The 26,455-nt window shown below is 41.7% G+C and carries 21 protein-coding genes, 2 pseudogenes and 1 riboswitch; of the genes and pseudogenes, 2 read left to right on the top strand and 21 right to left on the bottom strand.

The features are described from left to right. Positions 1-311 precede the first annotated feature (311 nt). From K5Q29_RS06485 to hprK, 9 genes and pseudogenes are all read right to left on the bottom strand, one after another. Positions 312-6,410 (bottom strand): YPDG domain-containing protein, encoded by a 6,099-nt coding sequence (locus tag K5Q29_RS06485; RefSeq protein ID WP_221877067.1) that lies wholly within the window; start codon positions 6,408-6,410, stop codon positions 312-314. 846 nt (positions 6,411-7,256) lie between these two features. After that, positions 7,257-7,583 (bottom strand): annotated as a pseudogene (locus K5Q29_RS06480) (nuclear transport factor 2 family protein); the annotation flags it as partial. Positions 7,584-7,592: 9 nt separating this feature from the next. After that, the gene (locus K5Q29_RS06475) at positions 7,593-9,104 is read right to left on the bottom strand and encodes an ABC transporter permease/substrate-binding protein (protein ID WP_221877066.1); all 1,512 of its coding nucleotides are present in this window, start codon (positions 9,102-9,104) and stop codon (positions 7,593-7,595) included. Next, positions 9,104-9,835: an ABC transporter ATP-binding protein gene (locus K5Q29_RS06470; RefSeq protein ID WP_009910543.1), complete on the bottom strand. Its 732-nt coding sequence runs from the start codon at positions 9,833-9,835 to the stop codon at positions 9,104-9,106. Before K5Q29_RS06470 ends, K5Q29_RS06475 begins: the two co-directional genes overlap by 1 nt. Continuing rightward, positions 9,828-10,277 (bottom strand): MarR family winged helix-turn-helix transcriptional regulator, encoded by a 450-nt coding sequence (locus tag K5Q29_RS06465; RefSeq protein WP_105159239.1) that lies wholly within the window; start codon positions 10,275-10,277, stop codon positions 9,828-9,830. The genes K5Q29_RS06470 and K5Q29_RS06465 overlap by 8 nt, the downstream gene beginning before the upstream one ends. Before the next feature lie 415 nt (positions 10,278-10,692). After that, on the bottom strand, positions 10,693-11,229 hold the full coding sequence (locus K5Q29_RS06460) for a YtxH domain-containing protein (protein ID WP_221877065.1): 537 nt from the start codon (positions 11,227-11,229) through the stop codon (positions 10,693-10,695). Further along, positions 11,213-11,623, bottom strand: a complete 411-nt coding sequence (locus K5Q29_RS06455) for a DUF948 domain-containing protein (protein WP_024376744.1) — start codon at positions 11,621-11,623, stop codon at positions 11,213-11,215. The genes K5Q29_RS06460 and K5Q29_RS06455 overlap by 17 nt, the downstream gene beginning before the upstream one ends. Before the next feature lie 13 nt (positions 11,624-11,636). Then, entirely contained in the window at positions 11,637-12,413 is a 777-nt protein-coding gene (gene lgt, locus K5Q29_RS06450; protein ID WP_023371045.1) for a prolipoprotein diacylglyceryl transferase, read from the bottom strand. A gap of 1 nt (position 12,414) precedes the next feature. Next, the gene (hprK, locus tag K5Q29_RS06445; RefSeq protein ID WP_002936769.1) at positions 12,415-13,347 is read right to left on the bottom strand and encodes an HPr(Ser) kinase/phosphatase; all 933 of its coding nucleotides are present in this window, start codon (positions 13,345-13,347) and stop codon (positions 12,415-12,417) included. A gap of 217 nt (positions 13,348-13,564) precedes the next feature. Here hprK and manA point away from each other — a divergent pair, with 217 nt between their 5' ends. Continuing rightward, on the top strand, positions 13,565-14,506 hold the full coding sequence (gene manA, locus K5Q29_RS06440; RefSeq protein ID WP_061746089.1) for a mannose-6-phosphate isomerase, class I: 942 nt from the start codon (positions 13,565-13,567) through the stop codon (positions 14,504-14,506). A 42-nt stretch (positions 14,507-14,548) separates the two neighbouring features. Here the strand turns inward: manA and K5Q29_RS06435 are convergent, their stop codons facing one another. The 6 genes from K5Q29_RS06435 to K5Q29_RS06410 form a co-directional block, all read right to left on the bottom strand. Next, complete coding sequence (locus K5Q29_RS06435) at positions 14,549-14,821, bottom strand: PspC domain-containing protein (protein ID WP_002936774.1); 273 nt, start codon at positions 14,819-14,821, stop codon at positions 14,549-14,551. Further along, positions 14,811-15,572 carry a hypothetical protein gene (locus tag K5Q29_RS06430; RefSeq protein ID WP_012027536.1) on the bottom strand — a complete coding sequence of 254 codons (762 nt, stop codon included), beginning with the start codon at positions 15,570-15,572 and terminating at the stop codon, positions 14,811-14,813. The genes K5Q29_RS06435 and K5Q29_RS06430 overlap by 11 nt, the downstream gene beginning before the upstream one ends. 69 nt (positions 15,573-15,641) lie before the next feature. After that, complete coding sequence (locus K5Q29_RS06425; RefSeq protein WP_105139809.1) at positions 15,642-16,076, bottom strand: SprT family protein; 435 nt, start codon at positions 16,074-16,076, stop codon at positions 15,642-15,644. After that, entirely contained in the window at positions 16,063-18,219 is a 2,157-nt protein-coding gene (locus tag K5Q29_RS06420) for a Tex family protein (protein ID WP_105139808.1), read from the bottom strand. Before K5Q29_RS06420 ends, K5Q29_RS06425 begins: the two co-directional genes overlap by 14 nt. Positions 18,220-18,300: 81 nt before the next feature. After that, entirely contained in the window at positions 18,301-19,143 is an 843-nt protein-coding gene (locus tag K5Q29_RS06415) for an aldo/keto reductase (protein WP_205032625.1), read from the bottom strand. Between the two features lie 115 nt (positions 19,144-19,258). Then, positions 19,259-19,774, bottom strand: coding sequence for a QueT transporter family protein (locus tag K5Q29_RS06410; RefSeq protein ID WP_012027540.1), 516 nt, complete (start codon positions 19,772-19,774; stop codon positions 19,259-19,261). Further along, positions 19,772-19,874: riboswitch (PreQ1 riboswitch) on the bottom strand. It overlaps the preceding gene by 3 nt. 28 nt (positions 19,875-19,902) lie before the next feature. On the opposite strand from K5Q29_RS06410, the gene K5Q29_RS06405 reads away from it, so the two are divergent. Then, positions 19,903-20,340 carry a GtrA family protein gene (locus tag K5Q29_RS06405; RefSeq protein WP_205032624.1) on the top strand — a complete coding sequence of 146 codons (438 nt, stop codon included), beginning with the start codon at positions 19,903-19,905 and terminating at the stop codon, positions 20,338-20,340. A 275-nt stretch (positions 20,341-20,615) separates the two neighbouring features. On the opposite strand, the gene K5Q29_RS06400 is transcribed toward K5Q29_RS06405, so the two are convergent. From K5Q29_RS06400 to metK, 6 genes and pseudogenes are all read right to left on the bottom strand, one after another. Further along, the gene (locus tag K5Q29_RS06400) at positions 20,616-21,545 is read right to left on the bottom strand and encodes a YihY/virulence factor BrkB family protein (protein WP_024384997.1); all 930 of its coding nucleotides are present in this window, start codon (positions 21,543-21,545) and stop codon (positions 20,616-20,618) included. A gap of 47 nt (positions 21,546-21,592) precedes the next feature. Continuing rightward, the gene (locus K5Q29_RS06395; RefSeq protein WP_002936813.1) at positions 21,593-22,453 is read right to left on the bottom strand and encodes a methionyl aminopeptidase; all 861 of its coding nucleotides are present in this window, start codon (positions 22,451-22,453) and stop codon (positions 21,593-21,595) included. After that, entirely contained in the window at positions 22,450-23,022 is a 573-nt protein-coding gene (locus K5Q29_RS06390) for a GNAT family N-acetyltransferase (protein WP_044753953.1), read from the bottom strand. Before K5Q29_RS06390 ends, K5Q29_RS06395 begins: the two co-directional genes overlap by 4 nt. Before the next feature lie 95 nt (positions 23,023-23,117). Then, positions 23,118-24,377, bottom strand: a complete 1,260-nt coding sequence (locus K5Q29_RS06385) for a UDP-N-acetylglucosamine 1-carboxyvinyltransferase (RefSeq protein ID WP_172030194.1) — start codon at positions 24,375-24,377, stop codon at positions 23,118-23,120. A 150-nt stretch (positions 24,378-24,527) separates the two neighbouring features. Next, positions 24,528-24,695, bottom strand: a pseudogene (locus tag K5Q29_RS10870) (flavodoxin family protein); the annotation flags it as partial. A 79-nt stretch (positions 24,696-24,774) separates the two neighbouring features. After that, positions 24,775-25,965 (bottom strand): methionine adenosyltransferase, encoded by a 1,191-nt coding sequence (gene metK / locus K5Q29_RS06380; protein ID WP_105249560.1) that lies wholly within the window; start codon positions 25,963-25,965, stop codon positions 24,775-24,777. Positions 25,966-26,455: the final 490 nt, after the last annotated feature.

The following is a 26,455-nucleotide window of genomic DNA, read 5'->3' as shown; positions in this document are numbered from 1 at the left end:
TCTCCTCAACAAGCTACCTATCCAACATCTTTTTCACCATTTAACTAAGTTATTTTTTATTACCAAAAACCTTTATATAAAAGCAAAAATTCTTGTTCATTCAAGCCAACTCTTTCAATCTCCGCAGAAGAGGGTGTGACATCAAAATACCCTCCAAGTTTGTTTTTTCTAACAGTATACTGGAGAAGGGAGTGATTGGATAGATACCTCGTTATTTGGGTGATTATTCGTACAACAAACCACCTCCAAGAATAAATCTCGGAGGTTGTTTTATATATTTAAAAGTGGAGATTATGGGTTCTTAAACCTAATTATTCTTCACCTTTTTTACGACGCTTACCTGCAAGGGCAAGTGTTGCAATCAACATGCCTACACCAAGAGCTGAAACTGCAACAGTGCTTGTTTCACCTGTATTTGGTAGTTGAGCTGTCGTAGATTTCGTTGACTTAGTTTCGGTTGATTTAGGTGTTACTATCACACCAGCATTTGGTACTTTTGGATCGGTACCTTTTTCTTTTTCGACTTCATCTGAAATACCGTCGTTATCATCATCCTTATCGGTCACATCTGGCATACCATCGCCATCTGTATCGCGTTGGATTGTAACTGGAACGTCAATTACTTTAGATTCGCCATCTGTTGTAACAGTAACTGGGATAGTGATCTTACGTTCTTCTTCGTCTTTGCCCCAATCGTCCACTTTTGGTGTACCTACAAGGTTACCATTGCCATCTACTGATACGCCGTTGACTGGAGCAGATGGGGTGATTACTGTCTTAGGTGATTCTGGTTTGACAACTTGGGTACCATCTGGAACCGGTTGGCCTTCAAGAACATCTTTAGGCGTTACGGTTACACCAGCGTTCGGAACTTTTGGATCAGTACCTTTTTCTTTTTCGACTTCATCTGAGATGCCATCGTTGTCATCGTCAGTATCAGTCACATCTGGCATACCATCACCATCTGTATCGCGTTGAATGGTGACTGGTACATTAACTACTTTAGATTCGCCATCTGTTGTAACAGTAACTGGGATAGTGATCTTACGTTCTTCTTCGTCTTTGCCCCAATCGTCCACTTTTGGTGTACCTACAAGGTTACCATTGCCATCTACTGATACGCCGTTGACTGGAGCAGATGGGGTGATTACTGTCTTAGGTGATTCTGGTTTGACAACTTGGGTACCATCTGGAACCGGTTGGCCTTCAAGAACATCTTTAGGCGTTACGGTTACACCAGCGTTCGGAACTTTTGGATCAGTACCTTTTTCTTTTTCGACTTCATCTGAGATGCCATCGTTGTCATCGTCAGTATCAGTCACATCTGGCATACCATCACCATCTGTATCGCGTTGAATGGTGACTGGTACATTAACTACTTTAGATTCGCCATCTGTTGTAACAGTGACTGGGATAGTAATCTTACGTTCTTCTTCATCTTTGCCCCAATCGTCTACTTTTGGTGTACCTACAAGGTTACCATTGCCATCTACTGATACACCATTGACTGGAGTAGATGGAGTGATTACTGTCTTAGGTGATTCTGGTTTAACAACTTGAGTGCCATCCGGAACTGGTTGACCTTCAAGAACATCTTTAGGCGTTACTGATATGCCCACATTCGGAACTTTTGGATCCGTACCTTTTTCTTTTTCGACTTCATCTGAGATACCATCGTTGTCATCGTCAGTATCAGTCACATCTGGCATACCATCACCATCTGTATCGCGTTGAATGGTGACTGGTACATTAACTACTTTAGATTCGCCATCTGTTGTAACAGTGACTGGGATAATGATTTCACGTTCTTCTTCGTCTTTGCCCCAATCGTCTACTTTTGGTGTACCTACAAGATTACCATTGCCATCTACTGATACACCGTTGACTGGAGCAGATGGGGTGATTACTGTCTTAGGTGATTCTGGTTTGACAACTTGGGTACCATCTGGAACTGGTTGACCTTCAAGAACATCTTTAGGCGTTACTGTCACACCAACGTTCGGTACTTTTGGATCGGTACCTTTTTCTTTTTCGACTTCATCTGAGATGCCATCGTTGTCATCGTCAGTATCAGTCACATCTGGCATACCGTCGCCATCTGTGTCGCGTTGGATCGTAACTGGTACGTCGATTACTTTAGACTCGCCATCTGTTGTAACAGTGACTGGGATAATGATTTCACGTTCTTCTTCGTCTTTGCCCCAATCGTCTACTTTTGGTGTACCTACAAGGTTACCATTGCCATCTACTGATACACCATTGACTGGAGCAGATGGGGTGATTACTGTCTTAGGTGATTCTGGTTTAACAACTTGAGTGCCATCCGGAACTGGTTGACCTTCAAGAACATCTTTAGGCGTTACGGTTACACCTGTATTAGGTTTTGTTGGATCTTTTGGAGCTGGATCTTCTGTATCTAGAATACCATCATTATCATCATCTTTATCGATTACGTCTGGCATACCATCGCCATCTGTATCACGTTGGATTGTAACTGGAACGTCAATTACTTTAGACTCGCCATCTGTGGTAACAGTAACTGGGATAGTGATTTTACGTTCTTCTTCATCTTTACCCCAATCGTCTACTTTTGGTGTGCCTACAAGGTTACCATTGCCATCTACTGATACGCCGTTGACTGGAGCAGATGGGGTGATTACTGTCTTAGGTGATTCTGGTTTGACAACTTGAGTGCCATCCGGAACTGGTTTGCCTTCAAGAACATCTTTAGGCGTTACTGCTATGCCCACATTCGGTACTTTTGGATCGGTACCTTTTTCTTTTTCGACTTCATCTGAGATGCCATCGTTGTCATCATCAGTATCAGTCACATCTGGCATACCGTCGCCATCTGTATCGCGTTGGATGGTGACTGGTACATTAACTACTTTAGATTCGCCATCTGTGGTAACAGTGACTGGGATAGTGATTTCACGTTCTTCTTCGTCTTTGCCCCAATCGTCTACTTTTGGTGTACCTACAAGATTACCATTGCCATCTACTGATACACCGTTGACTGGCTCAGATGGTGTGATTACTGTCTTAGGTGATTCTGGTTTGACAACTTGAGTGCCATCTGGAACTGGTTGACCTTCAAGAACATCTTTAGGCGTTACAGTCACACCAGCGTTCGGTACTTTTGGATCAGTACCTTTTTCTTTTTCGACTTCATCTGAAATACCGTCGTTATCATCATCCTTATCGGTCACATCTGGCATACCATCGCCATCTGTATCGCGTTGAACAGTAATTGTAATGGTTTTGATTACTGGTTTATTGTCTTTGTCGACAATCGGATTACCTTTATCATCCTTAGCTTCAACTGTTACAGTGAAATCACGTTTCTCTTCATCTTTGCCCCAATTTGTAATCTTCTTAGGAGTTCCTGTGACTTCTCCTTTATTTGGATCAAATGTGAGACCATCTGGCAAGCCTGTTACTTTAACTGTTGCCTTTGGATTATCAGATGTTACAGTCACTGGGATTGGTTTAACTGGTTGACCTTCGGTTACTGTAGCATCATCTGCTGTAATAACTGTATTCGTTGCTTTCTTAGGATTTTTATCCTCTGTATCCGGAATACCATCATTATCATCATCCTTATCGGTCACATCTGGCATACCGTCACCATCTGTGTCTAATTGGAACTTAGCTTTCGCATTCTCCACAGTCTTATCTTCATAAGTCACCTTAACTGGTACTTCAATGCTTTCAACTGTCGTGCCATTAGCAACTGTAACTGTTACAACGCCTGTCGTTGGGTTGATCTTTGCAGTATATCCTTCTGGAACTTTGAAATCTGATGGAATTTCATAAGTTGCATTCTTTGGAGCTGCTACTGGTCGACCGCTTGCATCTGTAAATGTAGGTGTTGAGATAGCTGGAGTACCTGGAACGACATTTGTGACTGGATAGTTTGGCTTTGCTTTTACAACATTGCTCAAGGCAGTCGCAAATTTCTCTACTTCTGGAGATCTAACATAGCCATCTAGCTCGGTAGGATCTTGCTTTTCAGCACGAGTAACAACACGATCTCTTGCCGCAAAAGTTTTTCCATCTGGTAAGGTTAGAGTGATATTTCCTGTTTTTGGCTCAGTTGATACAGTGACATTCGCCTCATTTTCCTCCGCCACATAAGTTCCATCTGGCTTTTTCACTAATTTAACAGATTTCCCTTGAACTCCGACAAAGATTTGGTCAACGTCAGATTTTGGAACAAGCTCAACACTTCTGTCACCTTCTTTAAAGTCAGTAATTTCAACTGTACTTACAGTGGCTTTCACAATGACAGTGACTTCTTCCTCTTTGTAGACGTTAGAATCTGTAACAACCCTGACTGTAAATACATAAGTACCGGCTTTAAGTTTAGACAAATCTTCATTCTCATTCTTCAAGAGAACTTTACGGTAACCCTTGCCTTCTGCTACATTAGTTACACCACCTGTATTGACTTCTACTTGGCTTAGAATATCGCTTTCAGTGACACCTTCCCAGTCTTCTTTGATTACAGTACCTTTAACGGCAGTATCCAAAACATAGGTCATGTATTTATTGTTGGAAAGGACATCGGTTACATTGTCCTTATTATCTGTCACTTTCAGTCCGCGAGAATAATAACCAAGTTTGTCTACAGAAGCAGTACCGTATGCGTTTCCGTCTTTGTCTACTGAATAACCTAATGAACTTGGTTGGTTAACTTCGACAGACTTAATACCTTCTGGATCTACTAAGTCAGCGATTTTTACCTTATCCAAACCATCTGGCTTATTAGAGCTATCAACTGTCTTAATTGGTGTCTTATTGAAGATAAAGATGTCGTGCTTATTGGTAGCTGTTGATGGTGTATTTTCTTCTACTGGACCAGCACCCTTCAAGAAACCGTCATCAGTGATGATTTTTCTATCTCCATAACGTTGCTCTTGAGTTAAACGGGTTAGAGTATCATCCCAGTCAGGGTTAGTGGGTGAGGCTGAAGAACGTAAATCATTCTCCGTATCTAGGTAGGTACGAGAAGCGGCAGAGCGTACATATAGGGTGTGATTTGGTCCGTGGGTAATAACTTCAATAACATAATCAGCCGCCCCTACATCTCTCCATGATTCATCATAGAGAATTACGCGGTTAGCACCCGATCCCTTGGAGGGTTTTTCATTCGGTGCAAAAGCATCATTGCCTCTGGACCCAAAATAGTTACTCAATTCCCCCTCAAAGTTGATATAACCGAGTTTGTCTTGATAGTTATATACCGTCAAGTCTGGTGAACCAGAAGTGATTTTAATATCACCCCCACCAGCAGTATTATTAAACTTATCACTAGTAGCAATTACCATATACTGCCAATGCCACTTAGATTTCGAATCATGGGTAATCACCCATTTGACCATATCTAAGCCTTCTGAGTCTTTACCAATATATTGAGATGTAACTGACTTGATACCATATTTCCAATCGGATGGACGATTTAAAACTTCCACAGGGTCCGCAAGGGCTGTTGCACCTAATTGAGCCGTGATGACACCATCTGGACTAAATTTGCGCAATTCCACAGCTAGTGCTTCTACGTTTGTACGAACCGAATCAATCTGTTTATACAACTGTTCAACCGTTGCGGCTGAATTTGCCAGTAATAGGTCAGAGTCTTTAGCTACCAAACGAGCATTTTTTACTGCAGTTTGTAGCAATGAATTATTAGATTCAGTTGTTGCAACCAATCTCTCACCCTGTGAGGCAAGAACTGCCGCTTCAGATGACACTTGGGCTAAAAGATGTTTTACGTCTTCAATAGTTGCTGGCTCTGTAGCTGCCCTTGCTTTAAATTCAGCTGGTACAGCCGATGACGTTGAGATTGCAGTATCAATTGGTAAAGTTGAGGTTGTTACGCTTGCTGTCTCCGCTGCTTGCTTCACAACTTTGAAAACAATTTTTGTACTTCCTCTTTCTACTACTCCAGAATTAATCGTTGCCACTTCATTGGCTGCTAGTTGATACCCTTTCGGTAGCTCGGCTGTCTCAGTCACAACTGCAATCGCAATAGGGTCTTTTGTAGTCAAATCAATTGATTTGGCTACTGTAGCTACAGCAGTACCAGTTTCATCTTGATATTCAACTGTATAGTCAATTTTTGTTGCACGCTCTACCACATCCTTAGAGGACACAGCATCTGTTGCAGTCGTATCTGTTGATGTTATTGCATCAGTGGATGCCTCCGTTTTATCAGTAGATAAACTTATTGTCTCAGCAACAGAATTTGATGGCGCTGTGTCCATCGTCAATGCTGAAACTTCCATACCTCCTGACAAAGCAAGTGATACCCCAAGTAATACACTTGCGGCTCCACAATGATACTTACGAATTGAAAAACGTTGCTTGGCATTGTACCAATCAAATTTTTTCGGTCGTTTTCGTTCCATGTTAACGATCTCCTTCTTTATTAAAAAACATAACCAGAGCAACTGACATTGATACTTCAAACTATTTCTACAGTTTGCCTCACTTTAGGACAGCTTTATAAATTTATAAAAAGATAACTTAAAACTATAATTATTAAATGCCATTCACTACTAGCTTGTTTATTTTATCACCCTATCTTCAAATTTGTCAAGGTTTTATGCGTTTTTTAAAGAAATAAACTTGCTTTTAAAGTGAATATTTTTCCTGTTTTATCTGTATTTTTATTTATTTGAAGACTAATACTATTATTTCACCCAAAAGCCATTCTTTAGAAGCCTTATAGAATAAGCATTCTGAACTTAACAAATATAAAATTTAATATATTTCTAAATGTATATTTTTAAATTTTTTCTAGAATTTTTCAAATTCCCCTTTGATTTGCACATAGCATTACGTGTAAAAAGGGATTCATTTTATAGATACACTATGTTTGCTTTATTTCAAACTTTCAACGCTCCCCCACAGACTGTTTGACGGAAGCTACACTCGTTTCCCGCTTCAATTAAAATTTGAACAAACAAAAATAGCTTAAAATCAACGTTTTTGACGACGTAATTCTAAGCTATTTTCTATATTTTAAGTCTTTTCGCGCAGCCTCAAAGATTAAATAGGATTTGTTGAGCACATTTCCACGGTTTGTGTTTTACACTCCAAATCTGACCTCTATGACTGTTACAAACAAAGTATTTCCAACTACCAGTTAACTTAATAGCATTAACAAAAGCATATGCCTACTTTCATCATTTAATGGATTAAAATTTCCCTAAATTCGTCAAGTCTTTTTTGTCTAGCATGACTTCCTTGTTGTCCCAATGCTCGACGATACGACCATTTTCATCCGAACGGAAGATGTCCGCCGTCACCCACTCAGCTTCACCGTCATTGAGTTTCTGGTGAACATGGACAAAGACAAAATTCCCGTCCTCAATGGCACGCACAATGGTGATTTCCCGCTTGGGATTGCGTTTGAAAAAGTCCTCAAAGAAAGCCGCAAATCCCTCTTTCTCATCAGGCACACCCGGACTGTGCTGGGTGTAAGTAGCTCCCATATAGTTTTCATGAACTTCCTTGATTTCCCCGTCCCGAATGCCACGAAGGTAAAGATTTTTTGCGTTATCTAGTTGATGTGACATGATGTTCTCCTATTTTAACAATCCTTCTCGTTCCAAATATTCCCTCGCCACTTGCTCTGCCGACTTGCCTTCCACATCGACCGCATAGTTCATCTGGGTCATTTCCTCGGTCGAGATTTTGCCTGCCAAGACTCCTAGGACTTGCTCCAACTCAGGATATTTTTCTAAGGTTTCTTTGGACAATAGCGGAGCAGCCTGATAGGGTGGGAAGAGCTGTTTGTCATCTTCTAGGATTTTCAATTTGTAAGTGACTACCTTGCTATCAGTAGAATATGCTTCGATAATCTGCACATTACCACTCTTAATAGCTTCATAACGAAGGGCTGGCTCCATGGTCTTGACATTAAGTTGGAGATTGTATAGATTTTTTAGACCGATATTACCATCTTCGCGGTCATTAAACTCTAAAGAGAAGCCTGCGACAGCTGTCTGTTGCACTTTTGCCAAATCCGAAATCTTTTCAATCCTATTTTTCCGAGCATAATCTTCCGTTACAGCCAAAGCATAGGTATTCTGGAAAGCCATTGGTGCCAGGTAAACCAAGCCATCCTGCTCCAAAATCGCCTCTTTGGCATAAGTGTAAACCTCATCAGAATTAGTAGATAAATCCATTGATGAATTTTTCAAAAGAGTACTTGTAATGGTCCCTGTGTACTCAGGATAAATATCAATAGAACCTGATTTGAGTGCCTCATAAAGGAAGCTAGTCTTTCCGAAATTAGGTTTTATCTCCACCTTGATGTCTGTCTGGTCTTCAATCAACAACTTATACATATTGATGAGAATTTCAGGTTCTGCACCGAGCTTCCCTGCAATGACCAACTGCTTTGTGGAAAAGTTAAGCATGGGAACATAACTAGCTCCAACAGTAAATAAAGTCACCAATAGAGCCAACAAAATTGTCTTGGGTTTCTTATCCTGCAACAGACGAATGCCGTAACCGAAAAGTACTGCAAGGACAGCCGACGATACCGCACCAATCAAAATCAAGGCTGAATCATTGCGGTCAATTCCAAGTAGAATAAAGGAGCCAAGGCCCCCAGCCCCCACCAAGGCCGCCAGAGTCGCCGTTCCGATAATCATAATGGAAGCTGTCCGAATCCCTGACATCAAAATAGGCATGGCAAGAGCTAACTTAAATTTTTTCAACTTCTCCCATTTATTCATACCAAAAGCGGTTGCTGCTTCTTCCAGGGAAGGGTCGATTTCTCCAAGTCCTGTCAATGTCCCCTGCAAGATAGGAAAGATAGCATAAATAACGAGTGCTACTACTGCTGGCAAGGCCCCGATTCCCATAAAAGGAATGAAAAGACCAAGCAAAGCAAGGGATGGAATAGTTTGGAAGATACCTGTTATTTGCAGGCTCCACTCAGTCAAGCGTTTTTTACTAGATAGAATCAGTCCCAAAGGTACTGCAATTGCAATCGCAATAATCAAAGCTAGAAGGGAGATGCGAAGGTGTTCAAAAAGAGCGATTCCCCACTCATCCTTGCGTTCTATAAAGGTTTCAAATAGGTTCATTACATACCTCCTCGAGCTCTGATAAATTCCTTGACAAAATCATTGGCAGGATGATTCCTCAATTCATCAGGACTTCCTAATTGCACAACTTGTCCATCTTGCATGAGACAGATGCGATCCGCCAATTTAACCGCCTCATCCATATCATGGGTAACGAAAACCGTTGTCATCTTGAATTCCTCATGTAATTCCTTAATCAAGTCCTGCAACTGAGCCTTACTGATTGGATCCAGAGCTGAGAAAGGTTCGTCCATGAGTAACACTTTCGGATTTGCAATGATGGCCCGCAGAATGCTAACCCGCTGTTTTTCTCCCCCAGATAAGTCCTTGGGCAAACGATCCAGATAGCTGTCTGGTTCCAAGCCAACCTTGGTCAAGAGCTCTCTCGTCCTCGTCAAGGTTTCTTCCTTACCCAGACCTTTCATTTCAGGAATAAGAGCGATATTTTCAGCTACCGTCATATTTGGAAAAAGGGCTATCTGCTGAAGAACATAACCTGTCTCCAAACGTAATTCACGCAGGTCGAAATCCTTAAGTCGCTTACCTTGAAAAAAAACCTCTCCCTCGGTCTGCTCAATTAGACGGTTAATCAATTTCAGCGTGGTTGTCTTTCCACTACCGCTTGGTCCAATCAAGACAAAGAACTCCCCTTCTTGAATATCAAAGGTCAAATTTTTCAAGATTGGTCCACTAACCTTACAGGTCAGAGATACATTTTGATAATCAATCATCATCTTCTCCTTTTAAAATAGCCATGAGACTCTGACTGTAGCGCTGAATTAATCCTAGCATAATCTCCTGTTCCTCCTGACTGAGTTGAGACAGCGCCTTATTTTCCGCCTCCTCTAAGGGATCCAAAATGCGACTAGCAAATTGTTGCCCCTCCTCTGTCAATTTAATTTTCTTATGTCGCTTATCTGCTAGATTCTCCTCTAAAACTACCAGGCCTCCATCCAAAAATTTCTTTACAGTAGCATTGACAACTTGTTTGCTTGAATAGGTCTTCTTACTGACCCAGTTTTGCGTCACACCTCCGGGATTATAATAAATCCACATGAGAATGGATAAGCATTTTGCATTGAGTCCATGTCCACGAGCATAGTCTTCATAAAGACCGACTTGCTGGTCAAACATACGAGCATAATCCTTACTCCTTTTCTCAACTTCCATCATCCTTCCCCCTCCTCAGTGAGCACAACTACCTTACTAAAAGCCTCTGGTCTACTAGTGTTCAAAACAACAACAATTTTCACAACGACTTCCTCCTGTAATCATGTTAGTCAATATTTTTTACTATTTTACCAAAAAAAGAAAAATAGTCAATCATTTTGACTATTTTGAGACATCAACTACCTTATTATAGATTCCCGTCTTCATCCACTCAAACATATTAAACCCCTGAAATTATCTGCTTTTATACTCTTCGAAAATCAAAATTATCCGTTGTCAACTTGCCTTGATGAACTCCAGTTCTATCTTCGGCTTCGTTTCCTAGGCTACTTTTGATTTTCATTGAGTATTAATTTACACAAAACAAATGATAATCAGATAACAAAACTAGCCTAGAACATTCTAAGCTAGTTTCTTTTTATCCTTCAACTGTTTCTGAGGCAGTTTCGCTTGCTACTTCTGAAACTGTTTCTGATACAGGTTCGATGATGACATCATCAATTGTAAGCTCAATATCTTCAGACACAACTACAGCATCCTCAATATCTTCTTCTGTCAAATCCACTGTCGGAGCTTTAGCAGTTTTTGCCTTGATAGCTTCCAAAATGTCAGCCGTTGACAAGTTTTGTTCCGCAATTTTTTCCTTGATTTGCTCAAAGGTTTCCAAGGATTTTTCCTTACCAGACTTGACCAAATCTTCTACTGTCAATTCACCAGTTTCAAGTTGAGTTTTTACTTCAGTAAATCGTTCAGTCGCTTGTTTGCCTAAATCTTGTGCCTTAGCGACAAAATCAGCATTGATTTCTTCATGGTTTTCTTTATAGTCATTAGCAAAGTTTACGACTTTTTCTTTGACTGTTTTACCAGTTTTACTTGCTAGAAAAGCAGCTGCAGCAGCTCCGCCTGCTGCCCCTAACAAAAGGCTAGTCCACACGCTACTAGATTTTTTTACCATTTTTTTCTCCTTTCTTACCTAAGAGAGATGAGAGAGTTGACAGAGCTGAAAGAGCTCCGCCAGCTTTTACAGTACTTGCTCCAGCAGACTTAGCTTTGACTGTCAAATCACGCGCTGAAGCATTCAAATCAGATACAGAAGTTGACAAGTCAGCTACCGCTACAAAAAGAGGATCAAGGGTCGAAACCTTACCATTTACATCTTCGACTAAGACATTGGTTTTAGCCAAAAGCTCGTTGGTCTGATAGAGAGTCACATTGACATCACTGGTCAAGACCTTAAGCGTTTGCTGGGCTTCATCCGTTACCGTACCCAATTTTTTCAACAACAAAACAATATATACTGCCACCGCCGCGATGGACAAGGCAATAATCAAGACAGAAATTTCAATAATCATATCTTCTCCTTTAGGGTTGATAGAATGAAATAGAAGACTTTCTTCTCCGCAACACAACCATGATAATACCAACGAGGATTAACACCCCAGATAGCCATTGTGAAACACGTATTCCCAAGAACATGAGGCTGTCCGTCCGCAAGCCTTCTATCAAAAGGCGACCACAACCATACCAGACTAGGTAGAAAGCTGTTATTTCTCCCTGTTTAAGGAATTTTGGCCGTCTACGTAACACACAAACCAAGCCAAAGCCTAGCAAATTCCAGAGAGACTCAAACAAGAAGGTTGGTTGACGGTAGGCACCATCAATATACATCTGGTCTCGGATAAAGGCTGGCAGGTAGTTCAAACTTTCTACTGCCTTACCATAGGCCTCTTGGTTAAAGAAATTTCCCCAACGACCGATTGCCTGAGCAATCATGACCGATGGCGCTACAATATCCAAAAAATCCAGGGTATTAATAAAGCGATACTGGGTAAAGAAATAAAGGACAATCGCACCTGTAATCAAACCACCATAGATGGCAATACCACCGTTCCAGATAGCGAAGATAGATAAAATGTTATCCTTGTATTCGCTCCATGAAAAGGCTACATAGTAAATCCGTGCCCCCAGGATAGAAAGCGGAAATGCGATTAGAATAAAATCTAAAATATCGTCCTGACGGATTTTCTTTCGTGGTCCCTCTTTTGTCGCCAGATAAACACCTAGAATCAGACCAAGCAAAATGCAGATTGCATACCAACGAATTTCTAAGGGGCCTAATTTTATCGCAATAGGATCCATATTAAACCTCTTCTCTATTATGTTCAATTAGATTAGACAAGCGTTCTTCGAAGATCTTCGTGGCATCAAACCCCATCTGTTTGGCACGGTAGTTCATGGCTGCTGCTTCAATTACGACAGAAATATTTCGACCGGTTTTTACAGGAATACGTATTTGTGGAATAGCAATTCCTGCTATTTCGATACTATCGCCAGAATTTCCCAAACGGTCAAATACCTTACCTGTTTCAAAATTTTCAAGATAGACAGCTAATTGCACTTCTGATGAATCTTTCACGGCACTAGCACCGTATAGGCTCATGATGTCGATAATGCCGACTCCTCGAATCTCTAATAAGTGGCGCAGAATTTCCGCAGGTTCACCCCAGAGAGTGACATCGTCTTTTGCATAGACATCAACACGGTCATCAGCCACCAATCGGTGTCCTCGTTTAACCAACTCAAGACCAGTCTCACTCTTACCGATACCAGAATCGCCCTGGATAAGCACACCCATACCGTAAATGTCCATCAAGACACCGTGTACACTCGTCCGCTGAGCCAGACGACTATCCAAGTAAGAAGACAATTCTCCCGATAGACGACTGGTTGCTGTCTTGCTTCGACAGATAGCAATTTGTTTTTCTTTTGCAGCCTTGTACATCTCCTCAGGGATTTCCAAACCACGTGCCACTATGACAACAGGGGTTTCTGGCTGGAACATCTGAGAAAGAACCTGATAGCGGTTATGGGCAGTCATGGCCATCAAATAAGACCACTCCTTCATCCCTATCAACTGGATGCGCTCTGGAGCATAGTAATCAAAATAGCCAGTCATTTCCAATCCTGGTCGGGTAATATCTGCCGTCGTAATTTGCTTTTGCAGGAGCTCTTCCGTACTGTAAGCACATTCAATCCGCAGATTATCGACCAAATCTTTCACATAAACGGTCATTTCTTCCCTCACTTTCAGTTTTATTATATTATACCATAAGCTAGGGGTTGGGGGAAAAACAAGTGGCTGATTTGGTAAAAAGAATGAGTTTCTTTCTTTTTCTCACAAAATTAGCAAAACTTCCACAGATTAAATGCACTTCCCTCCCAGTGCTACATATTTCTAACAAATCTGTTATACTTTATATAGATTAATACTTACTATTAAGGAGAAAATCATGGAACCATTGTTTCTCACACCTGTTATGCACGAAAAAATTTGGGGGGGCAATCGCCTAAGAACCAACTACCACTACGACATTCCTAGTGAAAAGACTGGTGAATGCTGGGCTATTTCTGCCCATCCAAATGGCGTAACAACAGTCTCAAACGGTCAATATAAAGGAAGAGGACTGGATGACCTCTATAAGAATGAAAAACATTTATTTGGCAATCCAACAGATGATGTCTTTCCATTATTAACAAAAATCCTTGATGCAGACGATTGGCTCAGCGTCCAAGTCCATCCCGATGATAGCTATGGTTTGGCTCACGAAGGGGAACTGGGCAAAACAGAATGTTGGTATATTTTGGAAGCCGAAGACGGAGCTGAAATCATTTATGGTCACAATGCCCAATCCAAAGAAGAACTCCGTCAGCAAATCGAAGCTGGAGATTGGGACAAGCTGTTGACCCATGTACCCGTCAAAAAAGGTGATTTCTTCTTTGTACCAAGCGGCACCATGCACGCCATCGGTAAGGGAATCCTTATTTTAGAAACCCAACAATCTAGCGATACAACCTACCGTGTCTATGACTTTGACCGCCGTGACGATGCAGGCAACCTCCGTGAACTACACATTGAGAAATCGATTGATGTACTGACCATCGGACCTGTTGCTAACTCAACACCTGCCCACCTCAAAGCGGGCAATCTTGACTCAACACTTCTGGTTGCCAATCCCTTCTTTACCGTATATAAATGGAATATCCAACAAGAAATCAAAATGGAACAGACAGTTCCCTACCTGCTTGTCAGTGTCATCGAAGGGGAAGGTGCCATCCAAGTCGGTGAAACCAGCTACCCACTTCAAAAAGGAAGCCACTTTATCTTACCAGCCGATGTGACAGACTGGACTTTTACAGGACAAATGGACATCATCGCAAGCCACACAAACTAAACATACAAAAAACTTGAGCCTTTAAACTCAAGTTTTTTTGCATTATTCAAACCAAGACTTATTTATCTTTTCCGCTTCTTTTATCTTACGTGGACCTGTTCCATAGCGTTCCGCATCCCTATCTTCCTTATAAGGTAAAAAATAAGCTGCTGCAATATAGAGAGCAATCAGAAGGAGGAAGGATTTGCCTAAGAGGAGGCCTGCAATAAATATCGCGCGTGTTACCCAGGATTCCCAGCCCAATTTATGCGCTATGCCGGCAAGAACCCCAGATACTATCTTCCCCTGCCTCACTTTATATAATTCAATTGACATCTTTTATTCCTTTCACGTAAAAGCCCCCTTGACCTGTTTGTACCTTCAAGAAAAGTAAATCATTGCCAGATTTTTCAAACTGATAGGGACTATTTTTCTTTTTCCGGTTAACCAAGACATGACCTGATTGCGACTCAATCTGCCCCCGAATTCCCTGACCTTTGCCAGTTTGTAAAGTCAAGGGAGCCTGAGCTAGTTGCACATACAAGTGTTGGGGATAACCACCGCAAGTCGTCAAGCGAATATCCTGTTGTTTTTTATCCCTTGAACTGCGGATAGAAATATCTTCAAATGGTAAGTAATCCAAGCGAGCATCTGCCTGACCAAGTTCCAAGTCCAGCACTGACATCCATTCCTGAGGCAAGTTGATTGTCAAACGACAGGCCAAACTACTGTGAAAATAAAGCCCCTTTTTTTCAACATAAAGACGAGGAAGCTTATCTTCTGGTGCATCTTGATTGTAGCAAATCTCCACACTAATCTGATTATTTTTAGACTTAGCCAAAGTTAGACGTCCCTCAGATAATTTTAAAAAGAGTGATTCAATCCCTTCAAAACTATAGGATTGTTTCAATTTGGAGGAAGCAAAGACCTTAAAACTTGGCAAGGTAAAATTCAATTTTACTTTTTCTTCCACAAAAAGAAAGTCTGGTTCTTGATTCATTTCCTTAAAACAGGCACGCGCCTCTTCCTTGGTCAAGACACCTTTTTCATATAACTCAATTAAGCGTTCTTCTCTCTTTTGCGTCATAGACTCACCTCAATTCTACTCTAGTATATCACATTTCTCCACAAAAAAATCAGCCCGAAGACTGATTCTCTATTCTTTCAAAGTAAGTTTTCCCCTACACTTCCCACATCGGTATTTTTTTAGGTCAATGCGGCGCTTGCGCTGGTAGACTTGTCCACAGGACTGACAGGTATACAGCAGGCTTGGCTTGGCAGTTTGTTCCAGTTTGGGAGCATAGCGCAGGCCGTCCACGGCAGCCAGCAGTTCCTTGAAGTCCCTATCTCCATGCCGATAGCCTTTTTTCTCAAAGTAAAGATGGTAATGGCAGAGCTCGTGGCGGACAATCTTCCGAAAGATTTCTAAGCCTTGCTCCTCCAAATGCTTGGGGTTAAAATCCAAATGCCCATCTCTTGGAAAAAAGCGACCACCTGTTGACCGCAGTCGCCTGTTCCAGACAGCCTGATGCCGAAATTCCTTACCGAAGTCTTGCAAGGAAACTTCTTGCACATACCTATTCAGATCCATTTGGTTTCAAAAGGCTAAGACCGATTCGGTTGCGTTTGATGTCCACTTCAACCACCCAGACAGTAACGATTTCCCCAACGGCGAGGACTTCGCTAGGATGAGGCAAGGCTTGTTGGCGTCCATTCTTATCCCGTTTGCGTTTAACCATACGTGAAATGTGGACCAAGCCATCTTCATGGACACCGATGTCCACAAAGGCCCCAAAGTCCACAATATTGCGGACCGTACCTTGCAATTCCTGTCCTACCACCAAGTCCTTGACATCCAAGACATCTTGACGGAGGACTGGTGCCTCAAAGTCATCCCGTAAATCACGACCTGGCTTGAGCAAGTCTGCAATGATGTCCTTCAAGGTTTCCTGACCAACACCGATTTTTTCAGCCGTATCTGCGATAGCCACCTGCTTCAATTTTTCCTGCGCAGCCTCATCTAAGTGGTCAATAGCTAGAAGTTCTAACAGGTTTTCCACAGCCTTGTAAGACTCGGGGTGCACGCCAGTATTGTCCAAAAAGTTAGTCGCATCTGGGATGCGCAAGAAACCAGCTGCCTGCTCAAAGGCCTTGTCACCTAGACGAGGCACCTTTTTAAGCTGCTGGCGAGAGGTCAAGGCTCCATTTTCCTCGCGGTACTTGACGATATTCTCCGAAATGGTCTTGTTGAGACCAGCCACGTGAGCCAAAAGGGCAGGACTGGCCGTATTGACATTGACCCCGACCTGGTTGACCACTGTATCGACCACAAAATCCAGACTTTCAGACAGAGATTTCTGGTTGACATCGTGCTGGTACTGGCCGACACCGATAGACTTGGGATCGATTTTGACCAGCTCTGCCAGAGGGTCTTGCAGACGGCGAGCAATGGAAATGGCAGAGCGTTTTTCCACAGGGAGGTCTGGGAACTCATATCGAGCCAGTTCAGAAGCTGAGTAGACAGAGGCTCCGCTTTCATTGACGATGACGTAAGAAACTTCTGGGAAATCCTTGAGCAAATCAGCGACGAATGCTTCAGATTCACGGCTGGCCGTTCCATTTCCGATAGCAATAATTTCCACTTGGTATTGCCCAATCAAGTCTGCCAAGTCTTTCTTGGCCTGAGCAATTTGTCGCTGACCAGCCGGCTCCACAGGATAGATGACCTGGGTTGTCAAGAGTTTTCCCGTCTGGTCTACAACTGCCAGCTTAGCACCTGTCCGAAAGGCAGGGTCAAAACCAAGGACAACCTTGCCTTTGAGGGGAGATACAAGAAGTAGATTTCGTAGGTTTTTAGAGAAGAGCTGGATTGCTCCTTCTTCTGCTTCTTCCGTCAATTCTGTTCGAATACGACGCTCCATAGCAGGCAAAATTTTCTTCTTGATCGCCTGCTGAATGACATCCTTAATATAGCTATTAGACTGTGGAAAACGCAGTTCGAAGAAACGGATCATTTTATCCACATTGTGTTCAAAAGAAACTTTGAGAACGCCTAATTTCTCTCCACGATTGATGGCCAGGGTCTTATAACCCTGCATTTTTGCCACTTTCTCAGAGAAATCATAGTAAATCTGAAAGACTTCTTTTTCATCTGCTTCTTGATCTTTTAGCTCTGAAGTAAGGCTTGAATTGGTCTGTACTTCATGGTAGACCCAGGCCCGCAGTTTATTGTCTTCTGAGATAGCTTCGACCAAAATATCCACAGCCCCAGCCAAACAAGCCTGGGCAGTGTCAAAACCCTCGCAGATAAAACCAGCAGCCTGTTCTTCCAAATCAGCCACATTCTGCAAAATTAGACGAGCCAGCGGGAACAGCCCCGCCTCACGCGCCACCATTGCCTTGGTCCGACGTTTTTCCTTATATGGTAGGTAGAGTTCTTCCACATCTGCCAACTTTTCCGCTTCCTCGATAGCCTGACGGAGCTGGTCTGTCAATTTACCTTGTTCTTCAATCTTGGCAAGGACGGTAGTCTTACGGTCAGCAAGAGCAGTCAAGGCCTTATCCCGATCGATGATGGACTTGATGACCACCTCGTCCAAGTTCCCCGTCACATCCTTCCGATAACGAGCGATAAAGGGAATGGTATTGCCTTCAGCTGTCAAAGACAGGACAGTATCAATCTGTTTTAAACTAACGCCCAATTCCTGAGCAATTTTCAAATATTTTTCTTCCATAGCTACTATTATAGCATGAAAGCGGTACAAGTGACTCAATAGAAAAAGCACGTAGATAAACTACATGCTCTCAATAGCTAATTAAAATTCAGCCTGATCCGGGTCAAGGCGACCTTTCACTCCTTCTAGTTTATCCAACTTTGCAACTGCTGTCGGACTAATAGCCAAGCCATCAATTTCCAAATTCGCCTTAATATTTCCTGGACTAGTTGATTTCGGGAGAGGGAGAAAGCCTTTATCTAAAGACCAAGCCAATGCTAACTGGGCAACACTACAACCAGCTTCTTTAGCCAAATCGGCTGCTTCTTGGCTTTGGAAAAGGCTTCCTGTACCAAATGGGCTATAGGCCTCCAAGAGAATCCCTTTGGCTTTGCAGTAAGCAACTAATTCTGACTGAGGAGTTCCTGGTGCTAACATAATCTGATTAGCCATCGGGATAATCTCAGCCGTTTCCAGCAAAGCTTCTAGATGATGTTCCATAAAGTTAGAAACTCCAATTACTTTCACTTTTCCAGCACGATAGAGCTCTTCTAATGCCTTCCAAACCTGGGCATTGCGTTCCTTCCAGCCAATGCTGTCGCGACTAGCCTTTGGATTTGGCCAATGGATCAGTAACAAATCCAGATAATCCACCTGAAGTTTTTGCATGGATTCTTCTACTGAAGCAAGGGTATCTTCATAGCCAATCTTATCATTCCAAACCTTAGTTGTTAAAAAAATGTCCTCACGAGCTAGGCCACTATCAGCTATAGCTCGACCAACACTAGCTTCATTGCCATAGATTTGAGCAGTATCAATATGGCGATAACCAGCTTCCAATGCATAAGAAACCGCACCGTACGCCACTTCACCATCGGGTATCTGCCAAGTTCCAAAACCAATTTTAGGAACAGTTACACCATTTGAAAACGTATATCTTGTCATAAAAGACCTCCTATTTCTTCTATCCCCAGTATAAACTAAATTGTCAATCAATACAAAATAATGCGACCTAAAAATAAAAGACACCCGAAAGTGTCTGCTCACATTTATTGTATACTTACTTTTCAAAATTTATTTTCTTGGATAGTTTATCGATAACAACAGCTCCAACTAATAGAGAAAGCAATTCTCCTGCTGCTGTTGTCAACCAAGTTAGAAAGAATGGTAAATCATATAAGACTTTTAATTCTAAAGCAATGGTAAACATAGTTGCCGCAAAAAAGAATGAGAAATAAAAGAAAGCCTTGTTAAATAATCCACCGAATAGATAGTCCTTCTTGTATTTTTCAAACAGAATAACTCCCAAGGTAACGAAGATTAATGTCGAGAACCCACCCACAAAGAGGTCAATCACGCCAAAACCAATCAAGTTGGAAATCATGCAGCCAATGGTCACAGCGATAATATACTTACGATTATAAAAAGCCAAGAAATTGAGCATTTCAGACAAACGAAACTGAACAGCCCCGAAGGAAATAGCATTCAATGGCGGTGTTAAGGTAAGAGCGACATAAATCGCCGCAACAAGAGCAATTTCTGCCATATCTCTGGCAGTCCATTTAGATGTATTCATAAAATTCTCCTTTAGCGAAAAAGCTTAAAATATGCTTGGGTAAAGTGAGCAAGCCCCAAGGGTCATTGAATTTGTCAACAACGTTGATTAGTATAGCATATTTTTCCTAAAAATGATAGACTAGTCCTATGAAAAAACTATTTTATCAACTCATCAATAACGAAGTTATTCTCTATTTGATTGCAGGTGTGGCAGCAACCCTTGTTTATATGATTACCCGTATGGGACTCTTTCTGTTCATCCCATCCATTCTGCTAGTAACTCTTTTAGCCAATGCAGTAGCTATCCTCTTTGCCTTTTGGACAAATGATCGCTTTGTATTTAAGCAAGTAAGGCAAGGCTGGGTCCATCGCCTCATCAAATTCACTACCGCTCGAATTGTCACTCTTGTTTTGGATATGGCTTTAGCCTATATACTCGTAGCTGCCTATCCACAATTGATTGGACAATTTGTACATAACAACATCAACCTGGTCAATGCCATTGCGACACTTTTCTCACAAGTCTTAGTTATTGTCCTAAACTACGTTTTAAGTAAATTATTTGTATTTAAAGATAAGAAATGAGGTTGGGCAAAAAGACCAACCTCATTTCTCAGAGTTCGTGTCAACATCTCAGCGCAGTGGTTGATTGGCAGATTTGTTCGCGTTTCACACTCCAAATCTGACCATTACGACTGTTGCGAACAAAGTTCGCTTCATCTCCAACCTCCAAAGGTTCCCCGAACCTTTGGAGCTATGCGGGGGTGGGAGTGAAACAGTCTGGGAATAGACTGTTTCAGCTCAACAACTAGAAATAAAGACTTGTTGACGAACTCATTTTTGAAAAATAGAGTTCTTTCTCACTCCCATTCTTTATCTATCGCTGTAAATCTTGCCTTGAGCCTATTCAAGATAGAAACAATATCCCCATCTCTGGCATGAAACTCTTCTACCTGCATACTTTGAACCGTAGCATTAATCATTGCACCAACGATGAGTACCTGAGCCATAAAAATAAACCAAAGCATAAAAACAAGAAAGACGACAGCTGTTACTATTCTAAAATCCAGCAACTTATTGGCATAATTATCAACATAAATCGAAAATAACTTTCCAATAGAAGTCATCGTCAACAGAACAAACAAGGTTCCTGGAAAAACATATCGAACTTTTTTTATCCGAACATTTGGCAAAAAGAAATAAAGCATAACCAAGGCGGCAAACAGAGCCATTAAACCTACTAACTGTGTTTGACTAAGAAGTCCCTTCAGCCAGGCGTCTTCAATAGGAACCAGCTTATTAATATAAGAAAAAACTGCCTGCCCGAAAGTCAAAAGCGTAATACTTAAGAGGATAATTACCTGCAGACCAATTCCTAAAAATATGCCAATCAAGTGCCCAATAATAAAATCACGGTGTTCATTGATGCCATAAGCCTTATTAAAGGCCTTCTGCAAAATAGTCATACTACGTGACAGGGTCCAAAGAGTGGTCAGAATTGAAATCCCTAACCATGATGACGACGGCTTTGTTAATACAGAAGTGATAAAAGATGAAACCGAAGGATAGAGCTTGTCTGGCACAAATTCAGCTACAACCGATAGAATCATATCCACATCAAATGGATAATAGGGCAGTAAATTCGCAAGAGTTAGAAGAATAGGGAAAATAGAAATTAACAAATAGTAAGCTACTGCAACACTTGTTACATCGCTATCAGCAGAACGATAAAAAGAAAAGAAGGTTGAGCAGAATGTTTTCAAACCTTCAACTATTTTGGTTTTCTTCATTCTCTCCTCCTTCCTCATTCACCTATTATTCACGACCTCTCCGAGAATTAATAGGTCCCTTCTTCACCTTGACTCGTCAAAATAACTGGACCATCCTTAGTAATGACAAACTGATGCTCATATTGGCAAGATAAGCCACCATCAAGTGTTTTGTGAGCCCAACCAGTCTTCATATCCGTATCGATTTCCCAAGTCCCTGTATTAATCATAGGCTCGATAGTCAAAACCATGCCCTCACGCAAACGGAGTCCACGCCCTTTAGTTCCATAGTGAGGAACCATCGGCTCTTCATGGAAGGTTGGTCCAACGCCGTGACCCACCAAGTCACGAACAACACCGTAGCCCAAACCTTCTGCATATTCTTGAATGGCTGCACCAATATCACCGATACGATTACCAACAACGGCTTGCTCGATACCACGATACAAACATTCCTTGGTCACGTCCATCAAGTTTTGAACTTCCTCAGAGACCTGACCAACCGCATAAGCCCAGCAGGAATCCGCACAACCACCACGATAGGTCTGGGTGATTTTCTTCATAGCCTTGACATCATTAAAATTGAGCTTAGAAACATCAACTACCGCTTTGTCTAAGGGCTCACTCAAAACCATATCGACCTTCAGCAAATCACCTTCTTTAAGTTTGTAATGACGCGGAAAGGCATGAGCGACCTCGTCATTTAATCCACAACAAGTTGCATAAGGATAATCCATCAATTCTCCATCAACACCAATTTGGAGTGGCAAAACATTCTTTTCCTTACACGTTTTACGGACATATTCCTCTACTTCCCACATGTCCACGCCTGGCTTGATAATCTCTCGCAAACCAATATGAATACCAGCCAGAACATCTCCAGCACGGTTCATTGCATCAATTTCTCGTTGTGATTTAATGGTAATCATTCATTCTCCTCATACATTTCTAATTTAAAATCTGTCTTCTTCAAGCTAAATTTTAGATAATTTCTTGTTTTATGGCTATAGCGGTCACTTCCACGATACTGCGCAACCTGTACCAAACCAGCTTTTTTCGCCACCATCTGACTGGCCACATTTTCCTCATGTGTGACAATAATCAGCTCCCTCAGACCAAACTCATAAAAAGCTAGATAGACTAAAGTCCGCACTGCTTCCGTCATCAAACCTCTTCTCCAGTAGTCTTTTTTTAGGAAATAGCTGAGCTCCGCAGAAAGTTGACGTTCATCTATCTTTTCAAAGCAAAGCGCACCAATCATCCTCTCCGAATGCTTATCAACTAAGGCCCAGTTTCCCAATGGTGAACGCATAAATTTTTCAACCATTGTCGAAAAAGCAATATTTCTGTCCTCCAAAGCTGGAAAGATAAAAGGAAGATTTTCGGGATTTGATACAATTTCATAGAAACTTTCTCCATCTTCAAAAGAAAATGGTCGTAAATACAAACGGTCCGTTTCAAAGCAAGCAAACTTCGCTAGTCTTGTCCAAAGTGTCATAGTGTACCCAAGGGGCTGAGAATTACTCCCAGCCCCAGATTGTTTCGTTTTTTAAATCGATTACGTTTTGAGAAACTAGTTCTCAATTAGACTCTCTAATCCTCAATCAATTGAATATCTGCACCTAATTCTGTCAGCTTATCAATAATATTTGAGTAACCACGTAGAATAAACTCAATGTTTGTAATTTCTGTACGCCCTTGAGCCATTAAACCAGCGATAACCATTGCGGCTCCCGCACGCAAATCAGTAGCTTTAACAGATGTACCAGTCAGTTGATTTGGACCTTCAAAGGCAATATGGTTGTTACGAGTAGAGATTTTTGCTCCAAGATTTGCAAGCTCCTGCACATGACCAACACGTTTTTCATAAATCGTATCAACAATCGTACCAGTACCTTCTGCCTTAAGCAGTAAAGGTGTAATGGGTTGCTGCAAGTCTGTCGCAAAACCTGGATAAGGTGAAGTTTTCACACTTACCGCCTTCAATTTCTCTTGCTTTTCAACAAAAATACTATCTTCAGAAATGGTCATGCGAACACCCATTTCTTCCAACTTAGCGATATAACTCTCTAAGTGTTCATAAAGGACATTATCAATGCGAATACCTTCACCAACAGCAGCAGCAAGGGCAATATAAGTCCCTGCTTCAATACGGTCTGGAATCACTTGATGACGTGTTCCTTTTAGACTGTCCACACCATCAACGGTGATAATATCTGTACCCGCACCACGGATACGTGCCCCCATATTGTTAAGCAACGTTGCTACATCAATAATTTCAGGTTCACGCGCCGCATTTTCAATTACTGTACGGCCTTCTGCTTTGACGGCTGCTAAAATAGTATTAACCGTCGCACCAACGCTGACAACATCCATGAAGATATGTGCCCCTTGAATACGCTGACCATTAGTTGCCAAGCGCATATAGTCACCTTCATAGGTTGTCTCAGCTCCCATTGCCGCGAATGCTTTCAAGTGCAAATCAATCGGACGCGGTCCCAAATCACAACCACCTGGCAAACCAACGACAGCTTGACCAAAGCGACCAAGGAGGGATCCGTAAAAATAGTAGGATGCACGCAAGCTATTAATTTTGCCAAACGGCATAGGCATGTCTTTTACACCACGAGGGTCAATCTCAAGCGTCTCACCATCACGCTTGACCGTCGCGCCCATTGTTTTCATAATATCAACTAAGCTATCTACATCCGAGATTGCAGGTACTCCGTCCAGAGTAACAATCCCGTCTGCAAGAATAATGGCCGGAATAAGAGCAACAACTGAGTTTTTTGCACCACTAACGGTAACCGACCCTTTCAGTGTTTTTCCACCATTAATTACAATTTTTCTCATACTAACATTCACTTTCTTAATTTGCCTAAAAAGGCATACGTTTCATTCTATCATAAAGTCTTGGAAAAAGCTAGTTATATAGCATGCAAAAGGACCGAGCCAATGAGCTCAGTCCTTCATATTTATATACTATTAGTGAATCTCTTTTCATCATTTATGAAAAATTCTCTGAATTTGATCCCTTGCATCCACGAGATACAGCTCCAGCTCTTCTCTCGTTAAATAAGGTACTCTCCCATAGAAGATAGGGTCAATGACTTGAGCACCGTTGCTGTTGAAAAGCCATTCTGAAGTCAAGCTTTTCATCGCTTGATCAATGTGTAAAGCTTTCTTTTCTAGGATGTGCAAAGACAATTAACGCTTTCATAAACTTCTCACTAAATGGACAACTATTTCATTACAAAACCGCAGTTTTCAAGGCTTCCACCTTGTCCAATTTCTCCCATGGGAGATCAATATCGGTACGTCCCATGTGTCCATAGGCTGCAGTTTGCTTGTAAATCGGACGTTTGAGATCTAACATTTGAATAATTCCCGCTGGGCGCAAATCGAAAATCTGACGAACAGCTGCTTCTAATTTACTCTCAGCCACTGTACTTGTACCAAATGTATCGATGCGAACTGAAACTGGTTGAGCAACACCGATAGCGTAAGCCAATTGAACTTCAGCCTTTTTAGCCAAACCAGCTGCTACGATATTTTTTGCGATATAACGCGCCGCATAAGAGGCAGAACGGTCCACTTTGGTCGCATCCTTACCAGAGAAGGCACCGCCACCATGACGAGAATAACCACCATAAGTATCAACGATAATCTTACGACCTGTCAAACCAGAGTCCCCTTGAGGTCCACCAATAACAAAGCGACCAGTTGGGTTGATAAAGTAGTTGGTTTGATCATCCAAATATTGAGCTGGAATGATTTCCTTGATTACACGTTCAATGACATCCTGACGAATTTGCTCCTGACTAACTTCTGGATCATGCTGTGTCGAAATAACGACTGTATCCACACGAACAGGTTGATTGTCTTCATCGTATTCAACCGTTACCTGTGACTTAGCATCTGGACGGAGATAAGCAATTTCACCAGATTTTCTCAACTCGGCCAAACGACGCACCAATTTGTGACTAAGTGAAATTGGCAACGGCATAAGTTCAGGCGTTTCATCTACTGCAAAACCAAACATGAGCCCCTGGTCACCTGCACCAATCAAATCCAATGGATCTTGACTAGCATCTTGACGAGTTTCCAAAGCTTCATTGACGCCTTGGGCAATATCTGGCGATTGCTCTACAAGTGACGGATGAACCCCAACCGACTCAGCTGAAAAACCATACTCACCTTTTGTATAGCCAATCTCCGCAATCGTATCACGTACCACACGGTTAATATCTACATAGGCAGTGGTTGAAATCTCTCCAAACACATGAACACTACCTGTATAAACAGCCGTCTCTGCCGCTACGTGCGCATCTGGATCCTCTGCTAAAATAGCATCCAAAATGGCATCTGAAATCTGGTCTGCAATCTTATCCGGATGACCCTCCGAAACAGATTCAGACGTAAACAACTTACGTTCTGACATAAAAATGTCCCCCTTAAAATAGAATATATGCTAGAAACCTAGCGGGTTACTAAGGTTACAAAGAACTAGTCTCCGACTAGTTCTTTGCGAAAGACACCTGTCTTGAACAAAGGAAAATTTCCAGATACTCAACGAGAAAGACAATACCAGACTGTATGAAATTAGCCTTATTTGAAGAAAATGGTAACTGAAGTGTAGTAAAGTTTTTACGCTTACTATTCAATGTTACCAGCTTCTTTAATTGTGTTTCAAGTGTTTCTGCAAATATTAACTAGTCTATAAACTACCTTTTCGGGACTTAATAACGTTTCTAGTATAGCATAGATTGACCGACTATCCTAGCATTTTCTTAAAAATAAAGAGGAGGCTGGGCAAAAACTAGCCAGTAAATAAAAAACACAGACAGATTGAGCTGCTTCTGATGAAATCCAGCTGAACTGCCTGTGTTTTTCTTTCTGTTTCTACTCTTTTGGGCTAATTTCTTAGCCAA

It is taken from the genome of Streptococcus sp. 2018037 (assembly GCF_019754195.1).
In the GTDB taxonomy this organism is placed as follows: Bacteria; Bacillota; Bacilli; order Lactobacillales; family Streptococcaceae; genus Streptococcus; species Streptococcus hashimotonensis.
The sequence above is the reverse complement of the archived record's forward strand: the minus strand, read 5'-3'. Positions and strand labels throughout refer to the sequence as shown.